This window comes from Pseudomonas sp. RL_105y_Pfl2_101 (assembly GCF_963970585.1).
Taxonomy (GTDB): Bacteria; Pseudomonadota; Gammaproteobacteria; order Pseudomonadales; family Pseudomonadaceae; genus Aquipseudomonas.
The window spans coordinates 416,485-429,929 of the sequence record NZ_CAXAPG010000001.1 but is presented as its reverse complement, the minus strand read 5'-3'; the positions used below and the strand labels follow the sequence as shown (position 1 = coordinate 429,929).

14 protein-coding genes are annotated in these 13,445 nt (G+C 59.7%); 6 read left to right on the top strand and 8 right to left on the bottom strand.

Annotated elements, in window-relative coordinates:
• The first annotated feature begins 26 nt into the window (after positions 1-26).
• From AACY31_RS01855 to secB, 3 genes are read left to right on the top strand one after another with little or no spacing between them, the layout of a single operon-like run.
• Complete coding sequence (locus AACY31_RS01855; protein WP_339481110.1) at positions 27-440, top strand: rhodanese-like domain-containing protein; 414 nt, start codon at positions 27-29, stop codon at positions 438-440.
• 1 nt (position 441) lies between these two features.
• The gene (gene grxC / locus AACY31_RS01850) at positions 442-696 is read left to right on the top strand and encodes a glutaredoxin 3 (RefSeq protein WP_339481108.1); all 255 of its coding nucleotides are present in this window, start codon (positions 442-444) and stop codon (positions 694-696) included.
• A 40-nt stretch (positions 697-736) separates the two neighbouring features.
• On the top strand, positions 737-1,219 hold the full coding sequence (secB, locus tag AACY31_RS01845; protein WP_339481107.1) for a protein-export chaperone SecB: 483 nt from the start codon (positions 737-739) through the stop codon (positions 1,217-1,219).
• 153 nt (positions 1,220-1,372) lie between these two features.
• On the opposite strand, the gene trmL is transcribed toward secB, so the two are convergent.
• Entirely contained in the window at positions 1,373-1,828 is a 456-nt protein-coding gene (gene trmL / locus AACY31_RS01840; RefSeq protein ID WP_339481105.1) for a tRNA (uridine(34)/cytosine(34)/5-carboxymethylaminomethyluridine(34)-2'-O)-methyltransferase TrmL, read from the bottom strand.
• Here trmL and AACY31_RS01835 point away from each other — a divergent pair.
• Positions 1,827-2,267, top strand: a complete 441-nt coding sequence (locus AACY31_RS01835) for a hypothetical protein (protein WP_339481104.1) — start codon at positions 1,827-1,829, stop codon at positions 2,265-2,267. The two genes, trmL and AACY31_RS01835, sit on opposite strands and share 2 nt — an antisense overlap.
• A 495-nt stretch (positions 2,268-2,762) precedes the next feature.
• Here AACY31_RS01835 and ntrC read toward each other — a convergent pair whose 3' ends face one another.
• From ntrC to glnA, 6 genes are all read right to left on the bottom strand, one after another.
• Positions 2,763-4,199 (bottom strand): nitrogen regulation protein NR(I), encoded by a 1,437-nt coding sequence (gene ntrC / locus AACY31_RS01830; RefSeq protein WP_058546238.1) that lies wholly within the window; start codon positions 4,197-4,199, stop codon positions 2,763-2,765.
• Entirely contained in the window at positions 4,196-5,281 is a 1,086-nt protein-coding gene (glnL, locus tag AACY31_RS01825; protein ID WP_339481102.1) for a nitrogen regulation protein NR(II), read from the bottom strand. Before glnL ends, ntrC begins: the two co-directional genes overlap by 4 nt.
• Before the next feature lie 253 nt (positions 5,282-5,534).
• Positions 5,535-6,158 carry a DUF4124 domain-containing protein gene (locus tag AACY31_RS01820; RefSeq protein ID WP_339481101.1) on the bottom strand — a complete coding sequence of 208 codons (624 nt, stop codon included), beginning with the start codon at positions 6,156-6,158 and terminating at the stop codon, positions 5,535-5,537.
• Positions 6,155-6,673 (bottom strand): DUF4124 domain-containing protein, encoded by a 519-nt coding sequence (locus AACY31_RS01815; protein WP_339503745.1) that lies wholly within the window; start codon positions 6,671-6,673, stop codon positions 6,155-6,157. Before AACY31_RS01815 ends, AACY31_RS01820 begins: the two co-directional genes overlap by 4 nt.
• Positions 6,674-6,902: 229 nt before the next feature.
• Entirely contained in the window at positions 6,903-7,466 is a 564-nt protein-coding gene (locus tag AACY31_RS01810; protein ID WP_339481099.1) for a chorismate mutase, read from the bottom strand.
• A gap of 123 nt (positions 7,467-7,589) precedes the next feature.
• On the bottom strand, positions 7,590-8,996 hold the full coding sequence (glnA, locus tag AACY31_RS01805; RefSeq protein ID WP_057449143.1) for a type I glutamate--ammonia ligase: 1,407 nt from the start codon (positions 8,994-8,996) through the stop codon (positions 7,590-7,592).
• Between the two features lie 328 nt (positions 8,997-9,324).
• Between glnA and thiI the strand changes: the two genes are divergently transcribed.
• Entirely contained in the window at positions 9,325-10,779 is a 1,455-nt protein-coding gene (gene thiI / locus AACY31_RS01800) for a tRNA uracil 4-sulfurtransferase ThiI (protein WP_339481098.1), read from the top strand.
• Between the two features lie 138 nt (positions 10,780-10,917).
• Positions 10,918-12,738: a translational GTPase TypA gene (gene typA, locus AACY31_RS01795; protein WP_339481096.1), complete on the top strand. Its 1,821-nt coding sequence runs from the start codon at positions 10,918-10,920 to the stop codon at positions 12,736-12,738.
• Positions 12,739-12,873: 135 nt separating this feature from the next.
• On the opposite strand, the gene AACY31_RS01790 is transcribed toward typA, so the two are convergent.
• Positions 12,874-13,311: a YkgJ family cysteine cluster protein gene (locus AACY31_RS01790; protein ID WP_003196865.1), complete on the bottom strand. Its 438-nt coding sequence runs from the start codon at positions 13,309-13,311 to the stop codon at positions 12,874-12,876.
• Between the last annotated feature and the right edge of the window lie 134 nt (positions 13,312-13,445).

The following is a 13,445-nucleotide window of genomic DNA, read 5'->3' as shown; positions in this document are numbered from 1 at the left end:
ATTTTAACGCCCTGGAACCTCCTTCGATGGTTGCTCACCTGATTGAATTTGCCACTACCCACTACCTTCTCGTCGGTATCTTCGTCGTGCTGCTGGCATTGCTGCTTGCCCACACGATGCAGGGCGGCGGCCGCAGCCTGAGCACCGCCGAGCTGACGGCGCTGGTCAACAAGGATGCCGGCGTGGTGGTGGACATCCGCCCGAGCAAGGATTACGCCGCTGGCCACATTGTCGGGGCGGTGAATATCCCCCAGGACAAACTGATCGCCCGTATCGGCGAGCTGGAAAAGCACAAGGTCAAGACGCTGATCCTGGTAGATGCCCAAGGCCAGCACGCCGGCACCCACGCCCGCGAGCTGATGAAGTCCGGTTTCACCGCCGCCAAGTTGTCCGGCGGTGTTGCGAGCTGGAAAGCCGACAATCTGCCCCTGGTGAAGTGAAATGTCCCACGTCGTTGTCTATTCCAGCGATTACTGCCCCTATTGTTCCAGAGCCAAGTTCCTGCTCCAGAACAAAGGCGTCGCCTTCGAAGAGATCAAGGTCGACGGCAAGCCGCAACTGCGCGCCGAAATGACCCAGAAGGCCGGGCGCACGTCCGTGCCGCAGATATGGATCGGCAGCACCCACGTGGGCGGTTGCGATGAACTGTTCACCCTGGAGCGCGCCGGCAAGCTCGACGCACTGCTCAAGGCCTGAATTCCCCACTTAAAGAACCTGAAAGTAAGAAGGATCTGCGATGACTGACCAACAGAACACAGCTGCCAGCGAAGAAGAAACCGCACCGCAATTCTCCTTGCAGCGCATTTACGTACGTGACCTGTCCTTCGAAGCCCCGAAAAGCCCGGCGATCTTTCGCCAGCAGTGGGAGCCGAGCGTAGGCCTGGACCTGAACACTCGCCAGAAAGCCCTGGAAGATGACTTCCACGAAGTGGTGCTGACCCTGTCGGTTACCGTGAAAAACGGTGACGAAGTGGCGTTCATCGCCGAAGTACAACAGGCCGGGATCTTCCTGATCAAGAACCTGGATGCCGCTTCGATGAGCCACACCCTCGGCGCGTTCTGCCCGAATATCCTGTTCCCTTACGCCCGCGAAACCCTGGACAGCCTGGTCACCCGCGGTTCGTTCCCGGCCCTGATGCTGGCCCCTGTGAACTTCGATGCCCTGTATGCGCAAGAGCTGCAGCGCATGCAGCAAGAAGGCGACGTGACCGTTCAGTAAGCGGTCTCGCGCTTGTAAGCCAAGACGCAAAACCTGTGGGAGCGAGCCTGCTCGCGATAGCGTTATGTCTGTCAGTCGTGAGTTGACTGAGACACCGCTATCGCGAGCAGGCTCGCTCCCACAGGGGTTTCTGGTCTGGGATTATCAATCTTGTTACCGGAAGCCGTTCTGCCGCCACGCCTCATAAACCGCCACTGCCACGGTATTGGACAGGTTCAGGCTGCGGCAGCCTTCGCGCATCGGTAGGCGCAGGCGCTGATCGGCGGGCAGGGCGTCCAGCACGTCGGCCGGCAGGCCACGGCTTTCCGGGCCGAACAGGAACGCATCGCCAGCGACGAAGCTGGCGTCATGGAATGGCCGCGAACCCTTGGTGGTAAAGGCGAACAGGCGCGGATGCCCGAGGCTTTCCAGACAGCTGGCAAGGTCGGCGTGACGCTGCAAGGTGGCATACTCGTGGTAGTCGAGACCGGCACGGCGCAGGCGCTTGTCGTCCATGTCGAAGCCCAGCGGTTCGATCAAATGCAGGTGGCAGCCGCTGTTGGCGCACAGCCTGATGACATTGCCGGTATTCGGCGGAATTTCCGGTTGAAAAAGGATGACGTGAAACATGCACGGCTCCGCAGATGAAGATGAGCGGCATTCTACGCTGCAAACCGACCGACGTTCGAAGCTAATGCCTCGGGTGATGGGCTCGTTGGCGATCTTCGGCATGATGGTCGGGCTGATGATCGGACGCTTGACCACGCCCGAGCCGAGCGTGCTGCAGCAGGTCGAGGTGGCTGACGGTGGTGTGGTGGCCTGGTTCAACACCGAACCCAAGTTGCACGGGGAGGTCGTCGACGGTTCGGTCGCGTTGTTGTTCGAAGCAGGAGGTCGACCGCAGAACGGCCAGTTAAAGCTCAACGGCAAGGACGTGAACTGGCGGGTGCGGTTGAGTGACAAGGGGTTGTTGCTGACGTTGGTGGCGGCGCGTCCGTTGCGCGGAGCGTGGACCGCCAGCGAGGTCGATGACCGCTGGCGGCTGGAGGTCCGTCTCCAGGAGCAATAAAAGAGGGAATCCCCGGCCTGCCTGTACCAAGGTCCCCAAAACGGGAGGGCTTGCCGCGAAGGTCCAGCCCTGGTGTAAAGAAGGGAAACCTTGACCTGCCTGTATCAAGGCCCCCAAAACAGTGGGCTCGATGAGCCCGGTATAAAAGAGGGGAATCCCCGGCCTGCCTGTACCAAGGTCCCCGAAACTGGGTAGTGATTGGGTTATTGCAGGGGGCGTGCCAGTTTTGAATGGCTTGTCACAAAAAAGCTGCTGAAGATGCGAGAAGCCCCGTATTCCGGGGCTTTTGCTTTTGTGAGTGCGTTTTTTTCGAACTGGAACGATGGGTTTTGGCTCGTTGTGTATGCGCAATTGCGGTTCGCTGTGCATTGATGCGGTGCACAAAGCTTTTAAAAGCATCGCGAGCAGGCTCGCTCCCACAGAAGTTTGCGTTCCCCTGTGGGAGCGAGCTTGCTCGCGATTGGCCTTCAAGATCAGCGAAGAGCTAAAGGCTATTCAACCCTCATCCCCGTCATCATCATCCCCACCGTCTACCTTCATCCCCAATTCCTTGATCTTGCGGGTCAAGGTATTACGGCCCCAACCCAGCAGCACCGCGGCGTCGCGGCGGCGGCCGGCGGTGTGCTTGAGGGCGGTTTCGATCATGATTCGCTCGAAGGCCGGCACGGCGCTGTCCAAAAGACTCGACTGGCCACGGGACAGGGCCTGGTCTGCCCACTGGCGCAGGGCTTGCTCCCAGTTGGTCACCGGAGCCGAATCCTGTGGCAGGCTCAACAGCTCTGGCGGCAGGTCGCTGATGTGCACTTCGCGACCTGAAGCCATCACCGTGATCCAGCGGCAGGTGTTTTCCAACTGACGCACGTTGCCCGGCCATGGCAGGTTCTTGAGGTATTCCTCGGTTTCGCTCTTGAGCAGCTTGGGCTCGACCGCCAGTTCCTGGGCCGCGCGGCTGAGGAAGTGCCTGGCCAGGGTCGGGATGTCTTCGCGACGGTCCGCCAGGCGCGGGATATGAATGCGGATCACGTTCAGGCGGTGGAACAAGTCCTCACGGAATTTGCCGGCGTGAACCAGGGTTTCCAGGTTCTGGTGGGTCGCGGCGATGATGCGCACGTCCACCTTGACCGGCGTATGCCCGCCTACCCGATAGAACTCGCCATCGGCCAGTACGCGCAGCAAGCGGGTCTGGGTGTCCGCCGGCATGTCGCCGATTTCATCGAGGAACAACGTGCCGCCGTCGGCTTGCTCGAAGCGCCCGCGCCGCAGGTTGGCCGCGCCGGTGAACGCCCCTTTCTCGTGGCCGAACAGCTCGGACTCCATCAGGTCCTTGGGAATCGCCGCCATGTTCAGCGCGATGAACGGCGATGCCGCCCGTGGGCTGTGGCGGTGCAGGGCATGGGCCACCAGTTCTTTACCGGTGCCCGACTCGCCGTTGATCAGCACGGTGATATTGGAGTGGCTCAGGCGCCCGATGGCGCGAAACACTTCCTGCATCGCCGGCGCTTCGCCGATGATTTCCGGGGTGCGGGCCAGGGCTGGCACCTCTTCCATGCCCTGTTGTTCCTGGGCATGTTGATTGGCGCGCTTGACCAGCGACACCGCTTCATCGACGTCGAAAGGCTTGGGCAGGTATTCGAAAGCGCCGCCCTGGTAGGACGCTACGGCGCTGTCCAGGTCGGAATGGGCGGTCATGATGATCACCGGCAGTCGCGGATGCTGTTCGCGAATCCGCGCCAGCAGGTCCAGGCCGCTGGCGCCAGGCATGCGGATGTCGGAGATGATGACGTCCGGTTGCTGACGCGCCAGGCGACTCATCACCCCATCGGCGCTGTCGAAGCTTTGGGTGGTCATGCCTTCCTGCTGCAAGGCTTTTTCCAAGACCCAACGGATAGAACGGTCGTCATCGACGATCCACACGGTTTCACTACGGCTCATGTCGATGTGGCTCCTTGTTCCAGTGGCAGGAAGATCGAGAAGGTGGTGTGGCCAGGGTGGCTTTCACACTCGATCAAGCCCTGATGCTGACTGATGATGTTCTGGGTAATGGCCAGGCCCAGTCCGGTACCGTCCGGACGGCCGCTGACCATGGGGAAAAAAATGGTTTCCTGCAGTTCGGCAGGGATGCCTGGGCCGTTGTCGATGATTTCTATCTTGGTCACCAGGCGATGGCGCACATGGCCGATGGTGAATTGGCGCATGGCGCGGGTACGCAGGCTGATGCGACCCAGGCGCAGCTCGTTCTGGCTGCTGATGGCTTGCATCGCGTTGCGCACGATGTTCAGCACGGCCTGGATCATCTGCTCGCGGTCGATCAAGACATCGGGAATGCTCGGGTCATAGTCGCGCACCAACGTGATGCAACCTTGGCTTTCGGCTTCCACCAGGCTGCTGACCCGCTCCAGCACTTCATGGACGTTGCACATCGCCAGCGATGGCAGCTTGTTCGAGCCGAGCATGCGGTCCACCAGGTTACGCAGGCGGTCGGCTTCTTCAATGATGACGTTGGTGTAGTCCTTGAGGCTTTCTTCCGGCAGTTCGCGGGCGAGCAACTGCGCCGCGCCACGAATCCCGCCGAGGGGGTTCTTGATCTCGTGGGCCAGGCCGCGCACCAGCATCTTGCTGGTTTCCTGCTTGGACAATTGCGCTTCTTCCTTGGTGATACGCAGCAAGCGATCACGCGGGTGGACTTCCAGCAGCAGCAGGGTGGCGCCGTTGTTCAGGATCGGCGTAACCGCGTAGTCCACGGTCAGGGTCTGGCCGGTCAGCGCGGTGAGCATCGCTTCGCGCTTGGTGAACGGATGGGCCTGTTCCACCGCCTGGCGCAAGGAGTGGAGCGCTTCGGTGGATTCGGTGAATAACTCGCTGATGAACTGCCCGTGGCTGCGCTGGCCACTGACGGCCAGGAGCATCTCTGCCGCCGGGTTCATGTACTCGAGGCGCAGTTCGGCGTCGAGCAGGATGGTGGCGGTGGTGAGGTTGTCGAGCAGCAAGCGGTGTAGTGCGTCGCTAATGGTCATCAGGACCTCTTTTGGAGCGTCGCAACTCAGGACCGGTCCCAAATTGCGCGCGCGATTAATGCGCTGTCGCAATGAAAATGCAAAAACCAAACCAAGGCTCCGAAAAGAAGCGTTTAGAGCCTCAAAAGGGTGTTTTTAGCCCGGTCGCGTGGCGTTCTGCCAGCTTTTTCGGGTACTTTCGAACCAAAATGGGTTTGGAAGCTGAGTAGCGTGCAAGGGTTTGCACCAATATAGTGCGCCATGCTGAGCGGCATCAGAAGAACGGCAAGATGCTGCTTTTTTCCTCTTCAGGCTTTTCGGCGAGGGGGCACTCGGGCCGTTGACCGTAATCGGCCGTGGCGCAGGGTTTGATGCGGCGCTTTTGCGCCAGGGACATGCGTTGCATGTGCAAGGGCTGGTTGGCGGTGCGTTCGACGATGCGGTCCTGCTCATCGAGGATTTCTACCGCCAGGTGATGGGTGCCTCGATCGATGTTGCTCAAGGCAAACACCGGACTCGGCCCCGGTGCGCCTGTCGGCTGGCCGTCGAGCAGCAGGCGGTAGCGGTGGCCTTTTTTCAGGCCGGGTTCGCTGGTGACGCTGACGATCAGTTCGCCTGCGGTGCTGCGTATCGTCGCGTCCGGCTCGGGTATCAACAGTCGGAGCATTTCGTAATGAAACAGGGGCTCGGGCCGGTCTTCGGCCATGGACGCCGAGGTTGTGCCCGGGGGCGGCGTCGGCATCCGGTTGCCGGGTGGCAGTTGGACTTTCTTCGCATTGCCGGGGCGCGGCTGATCGGTGAAGACGCGATTACCCTGGGCATCGATGTAGGTGTAGATCTGCGCCACCCCAGGCAGCGCCGCCAGCGCCAGGCTAAGCGCGAGCAGCCAGCGGATCATGGCTGGTGCACCCGCTGCACGGTGAACGTGACGGTTTCGCTTTGTTGCACGAGGGTGTCCCCGTCGATGACTTGAACCGCCAGACTGTGCTCGCCCCGATCGATGTTTACCAATTGCAGGCGCGGCACGTTGGTCGGCTGGCCGTAGGGTTGGCCGTCCAGCAGCAGCCGGAACAGTTGAGGGCTGCGCAGGCGCGGTTGCGCCCGCACCCCAACGGTGAAGGTGCCGTTGTTGGCGCGCATGGCTTCTTCGGTGGGGATGTCCGTCAGTTCCAGCACCTCGTAGGCATTGCGCGGCGCGTCGCCGTTGACGGGGGCTGGCGGTGTGTCCGGGCTGGCCGGGGATGGACGTTCGATACTGTTGAGCGGCGGCAACTCCACCGTCTGGGCCGGTACGCCTTGGGGCGGTTGGTTGCTATAGGCGGTGTTGCCGTCGGCGTCGGTGTACTTGTAGATCTGCGCGGCGGCGGGCAGTGCCAGCAGCAACAACAGGATGATTGAAAAGCCGCGACCCATGGAAAATCGACCGAAAACGAAAAGTGATGGGTGCAGCATAGGCCAGGGCGCAGGGTTGGCCCAAGTTGTTGCTCCCACAGGGATCTGCTGTGAACACAAATCTTGTGCCCGATGCAGAACCCCTGTGGGAGCGAGCCTGCTCGCGAAAGTGTTGTGTCAGACGCTGAGATGTTGAATGTACAGGCCTCATCGCGAGCAGGCTCGCTCCCACAGGTGAAGGGGTGTTGTTCTAGGATTTTGTGGAGGTGCACAGCTCTCCGGTCGCTCGGATCAGGGCGAGGCGGTGCACCGGGTGTTGCTTGTTGTGGTGGGTGGCTCGGGCCAGCCATTGTGGGCACTGCGGGTCGGTGCGGTAGGGGGCGAAGTCGGCCAGTTGTTGCAGCAGGCGTTTTTGCAGTCGGTCGAGTTGTGGGCGGATTTGTCCCACCAGGTCCGGGCGTGGGAGGCTCGGGGCCTTGCCTGCCAAGGCCCAGTCGGACAAGTTGATGTACTGCACCATTTTGTTGGCTTCTATCTGGGCGGCGAAAAACGCTTCCACGGTTTCGCCACTCAGTTTGTAGGCCGGCGCCTGGGCGACGGCGGCGGTAGTGACTTCGCGCTCGCGCTGGCGGTCTTCTACCGGCTTATGGCTGTCCCATTTGCTCAGCGCCACCTGATCGGCGAGGGCCAGGCGTTCGCCAATGGCATTGAGCAACGGGGTAAGGGCCTCGGGGGCGGGGGTAGGGGCGGCTTCGGCGGTGGAGGCCAGCAGCGCGGCAGACAGGGCAAGGCAGCGTTTGAAGCGCAAAGTCATGGTCAGTCTCGTCTTCTATTGGGGGAGCAGCGAGGCATCATGCACGTAACCTGCGCCCATAAAAAAGGCCTCCCGAAGGAGGCCTTTTTTTACTTCACGCCGTGCGTGGCGGCGTTTACTGGATCAGCAGCTGTAGTACAGCTCGTATTCCAGTGGGTGTACGAAGGTGCGAACCTTGATTTCTTCTTCGCTTTTCAGTGCGATGTAAGCGTCGATGAAGTCATCGCTGAATACGCCGCCCTTGGTCAGGAAGGCACGGCCCTTGTCCAGCTCTTCCAGGGCTTCTTTGAGGCTGCCACACACCTGTGGGATTTCCTTGGCCTCTTCAGGCGGCAGGTCATACAGGTTTTTGTCGGCAGCATCGCCAGGGTGGATCTTGTTCTGGATACCGTCCAGACCGGCCATCATCAGTGCAGCGAAGGCCAGGTACGGGTTGGCAGCCGGATCCGGGAAGCGCGCTTCGATACGGCGGGCTTTAGGGCTGTTCACGTAAGGAATACGGATCGAGGCGGAACGGTTGCGAGCCGAGTAGGCCAGCATGACCGGCGCTTCGAAGCCAGGTACCAGACGCTTGTAGGAGTTGGTCGACGGGTTGGTGAAGCCGTTCAGGGCCTTACCGTGCTTGATGATACCGCCGATGAAGTACAGGGCGGTGTCCGACAGGCCGGCATAGCCTTCGCCAGCGAAGGTGTTCTTGCCGTCTTTGGAGATCGACATGTGAACGTGCATGCCCGAACCGTTGTCGCCGTACAGCGGCTTCGGCATGAAGGTCGCGGTGCGACCGAAGGCATCGGCAACGTTGTGTACGCAGTACTTCAGGGTCTGGACTTCGTCAGCCTTCTTGACCAGCGTGTTGAACTTCACGCCGATTTCGTTCTGGCCGGCAGTTGCCACTTCGTGGTGGTGAACTTCGACGGTCTGGCCCATTTCTTCCAGTGCGTTGCACATGGAGGTACGGATTTCGTGGTCGAAATCGAACGGTGGAACCGGGAAGTAGCCGCCCTTGATACCTGGGCGGTGGCCTTTGTTGCCGCCTTCCACGTCCTGGTCGGACATCCACGAACCCTGTTCGGAGAAGATCTTGAACATGGAGCCGGAGATGTCGGACTTGAATTTGACCGAGTCGAAGATGAAGAACTCAGGCTCAGGACCGAAGAAAGCGGTATCGCCGATACCGGTGGACTTCAGGTATTCCTCGGCGCGGTGGGCGATGGCGCGTGGGTCGCGGTCATAGCCTTGCATGGTCGAAGGTTCGATGATGTCGCAGACCAGGATCAGGGTCGGCTCTTCGGTGAACGGGTCCAGGACGGCAGTTTCGTCGTCTGGCATCAGGATCATGTCGGAGGCTTCGATGCCTTTCCAGCCGGAGATGGAGGAACCGTCGAACATTTTCCCGATTTCAAAGAATTCGTCGTCCAACGCATCACGGGCCGGCATGGTCACGTGATGTTGAGTACCTTTGGTGTCAGTGAAGCGCAGATCAATCCACTTGACGTCATGATCTTTGATGAGTTGAACCGACTTCGACATATGTCCTCCGGGTGGCTTCGGGCGGGTAGTGGAGTGCCCTTAGATATGGGTGATGCCGGCGCGAATACTCTGCCAAGGCAACCTGCCTCACAAGGGAGCAAATTGCATGCCAGTGCCCCAGCATGGGTTTTCTGCACCAAATCCACGCTTTTATAGGCGTAAACCAAAGATTGTCAGACAATAACGCACCGCAATGTGGCGCCGTCAATCGATAATGACCTGTTTTGGTGCGTGCAAAACCATCTGCACATAAACTGGTTAAACCTTGAGCAATTTCCGCTATAATCCGCGCCCCCCTTTTTCGGCTGGCCGTTCGCGCGCTGTTTTCATGAAACTAATCGTAAAAGTCTTCCCCGAGATCACCATCAAGAGCCGCCCGGTACGGATGCGTTTCATCCGCCAGTTGGCCAAGAACATCCGTGCCGTGCTCCGAGACCTGGACCCGGCCGTGGTGGTGAATGGCGTGTGGGACAACCTCGAGCTGGAAACCCGTGTCAGCGAACCCAAGGTCCTGAAGGAAATGACCGAGCGCCTGAGCTGCATGCCGGGCATCGCGCATTTCCTGCAAGTCGATGAATACCCGCTGGGGGATTTCGACGACATCCTCGCCAAGTGCATGTTTCATTATGGTGATGCCCTGGCCGGCAAGATCTTTTCGGTGCGTTGCAAGCGTGCCGGCAAGCACCCGTTCAGTTCGATGGACGTGGAAAAGTACGTCGGCAGCCAATTGCGCCGGCAGTGCGGCGCCGCCGGCATTTCATTGAAAGACCCGCAGATCGAAGTGCGCATCGAAATTCGCGACCAGCGGCTGTTCGTGATCCACAGCCAGCACAACAGCATCGGCGGTTATCCGCTGGGCTCGCTGGAGCAGACCCTGGTGCTGATGTCCGGCGGTTTCGACTCCACGGTAGCCGCCTACCAGATCATGCGTCGCGGGTTGATGAGCCATTTCTGCTTCTTCAACCTCGGCGGGCGCGCCCATGAGTTGGGCGTGATGGAAGTGGCGCACTTCATCTGGAAGAAGTACGGCAGCTCCCAACGCGTGTTATTTGTGAGTGTGCCGTTCGAAGAAGTCCTGGGCGAGATTCTCGGCAAAGTCGATAACAGTCATATGGGCGTCATTTTGAAGCGTATGATGTTGCGCGCCGCTTCACGAATTGCCGATCGTCTGCAAATCGATGCGCTGGTGACCGGCGAGGCGATCTCCCAGGTGTCGAGCCAGACGCTGCCGAACCTGTCGGTGATCGACTGTGTGACCGAGAAGCTGGTCTTGCGGCCGCTGATTGCCAGCCACAAGCAGGACATCATCGACCAGGCCAATGAAATCGGCACCGCCGAGTTTGCCCGGCACATGCCGGAGTACTGCGGCGTCATCTCGGTCAATCCGAAGACGGCGGCCAAGCGCGGGCGGGTGGAGCACGAAGAGAAAGAATTCGACATGGCAGTGCTCGAACGAGCGCTCGAAAACGCCAGGCTGGTGCCGATCGATCGGGTGATCGATGAATTGGGCCAGGACGTACAAATTGAAGAAGTCGGCGAAGCACTGGCCGGTCAGATCATCATCGACATCCGTCACCCGGACGACGCTGAGGACGACCCGCTGAGTATCGCCGGCATCGAGGTAAAAACGATGCCGTTCTATGCCGTGAACGCGCGTTTCAAGGAACTGGACCCTACTCGCCAGTACCTGCTGTATTGCGACAAAGGCGTGATGAGTCGCCTGCATGCCCACCATTTGCTCAGTGAGGGGCATGCCAATGTGCGCGTTTATCGACCGAGCTAAGTGCCCGGGGCTGTTTGCCTGTGGCCTGCGTCACCGGCCCCCCGACGCCGCCGACAAGCTGTAACGGCTTTGTCGGACTCAACGTAAATCGCTGCCACGACCTGTCAGCACACCGAATCCTCTGATCGAGATACACAAGTGATCGAAAATCTACGCAACATCGCCATCATTGCTCACGTTGACCATGGTAAGACCACCCTGGTAGACAAACTCCTGCGTCAATCCGGCACTCTGGAGCGCAACGAGCTCAACGACGAGCGCGTGATGGACTCCAACGACCAGGAAAAAGAGCGCGGTATTACCATCCTGGCGAAAAACACCGCCATCAACTGGAATGGCTACCACATCAACATCGTGGACACCCCGGGCCACGCCGACTTTGGTGGTGAGGTAGAGCGCGTGATGTCGATGGTCGACTCCGTGCTGCTGCTGGTCGATGCCCAGGACGGCCCTATGCCGCAAACCCGTTTCGTGACCAAGAAGGCTTTCGAAGCCGGCCTGCGTCCGATCGTGGTGATCAACAAGGTTGACCGTCCGGGCGCGCGTCCGGACTGGGTCCTGGACCAGATCTTCGACCTGTTCGACAACCTGGGTGCCACCGAAGAACAGCTGGACTTCAAAGTCGTCTACGCCTCGGCCCTGAACGGTATTGCCGGTCTGGACCACACCAACATGGCTGAAGACATGACCCCGCTGTACCAGTCGATCGTCGACGACGTACCGGCGCCGAAAGTCGACCGTGACGGTCCGTTCCAGATGCAGATATCGGCACTGGACTACAACAGCTTCCTGGGTGTTATCGGCGTTGGCCGTATCGCTCGTGGTCGCGTCAAGCCGAACACTCCAGTGGTTGCCATCGACGCCGACGGCAAGAAGCGCAACGGTCGTATCCTCAAGCTGATGGGGCACCACGGCCTGCACCGCATCGACGTTGAAGAAGCAGCGGCCGGCGACATCGTCTGCATCAGCGGCTTCGAGCAACTGTTCATCTCCGACACCCTGTGCGACCCACTGAACGTCGAAGCGATGAAGGCGTTGACCGTCGACGAGCCAACCGTTTCCATGACCTTCCAGGTCAACGACTCGCCATTCTGCGGTAAAGAAGGCAAGTTCGTGACCAGCCGTAACATCAAAGAACGCCTGGACAAAGAGCTGCTCTACAACGTTGCCCTGCGCGTTGAAGAAGGCGACTCGGCCGACAAGTTCAAGGTCTCCGGCCGTGGTGAGCTGCACCTGTCGGTACTGATCGAAACCATGCGTCGCGAAGGCTTCGAAATGGGCGTTGGCCGTCCTGAAGTGATCATCCGCATGGTTGATGGCGTCAAGCACGAACCGTACGAAAACGTGACCATCGACCTGCCGGAAGAATCCCAGGGCGCGATCATGGAGCAAATGGGCCTGCGTAAAGGCGACCTGACCAACATGGTTCCGGATGGCAAGGGCCGTGTGCGCCTTGAGTACAACATCCCGGCTCGTGGCCTGATCGGTTTCCGTAACGAGTTCCTGACCCTGACCTCCGGTGGCGGCATCCTGACTTCGATCTTCGATCGCTACGACGTGATGAAGTCCGGCGACATGTCCGGCCGTCAGAACGGTGTTCTGGTATCGGTTGCGACCGGCAAGGCACTGACCTACTCGCTGGAAACCCTGCAAGCGCGCGGCAAGCTGTTCGTCGAGCACGGCCAGGATATCTACGAAGGTCAAATCGTCGGCCTGAACAGCCGCGACAACGACCTGGGCGTGAACCCGACCAAAGGCAAGAAGCTCGACAACATGCGTGCTTCGGGCAAAGACGAAACCATCGCCCTGGTTCCGCCGGTCAAGTTCACCCTGGAGCAAGCGCTGGAGTTCGTGCAGGAAGACGAACTGTGTGAAGTGACGCCTAAGTCGATTCGCCTGCGTAAGAAAATCCTTGGCGAAAGCGAGCGTACTCGTGCTGCCAAGAAAAGCGGCAACTGAGTTTCGACTTAGTTAGCCGTTAAAAAAACGCCCCCGGTCGCGAGATCGGGGGCGTTTTTTTATGCCTGGGTTTATGTAGCGTCTATTAAGGCCTCTTCGCGACGATAGATCAGACGCTAAAAAATCAGCAGTCGATCAGAATTTGTCCAACGTCCGCGGATTGCGCTCGCGCTCCACTTCCTTGGGCTTGTAGGCGCAATAGCCCGGCCGTGGCCCAACCCGTGGATGGTTGCGGCAGGTGTCCGGGCGTTTCTCGTAAATGGTGCACAAGCGGCTCTTGCGGTCCAGATAAAGGCAGTCATTGTTGCTCATGCGCTGGAGCGTGAAGATCTCCGACTTCTGGTTATAGCGCTCGACGATCCCTTCCTTTTGCAGGCGCTTGGCGATGTTCTTCGGCGGGTCGCCCAGTTCGAACTCATCGACGATGCCGATCCGGATCAGGTCCTTGATCTTGACCTCTACCGGCAGTGTGCAGCAGCTCGACACGCAGGAACCGCACATCGGGGCGGAGTACTTGGCCCAGGTATCGAGTCGGTCGATCTCCGCGGCGGCGATCAGGTTGGGCTTCATCATCACGGTTTACCAGCATGCATCAGGGCGCGCGATCATACCGGGACTGGTGAAATTTTGAACGACCATCCGCCAGTTTTTTTTCATCCCAGCCAAACCCGCCCGGATCGGCACGCCCCCTGCATTCATTCGACCAT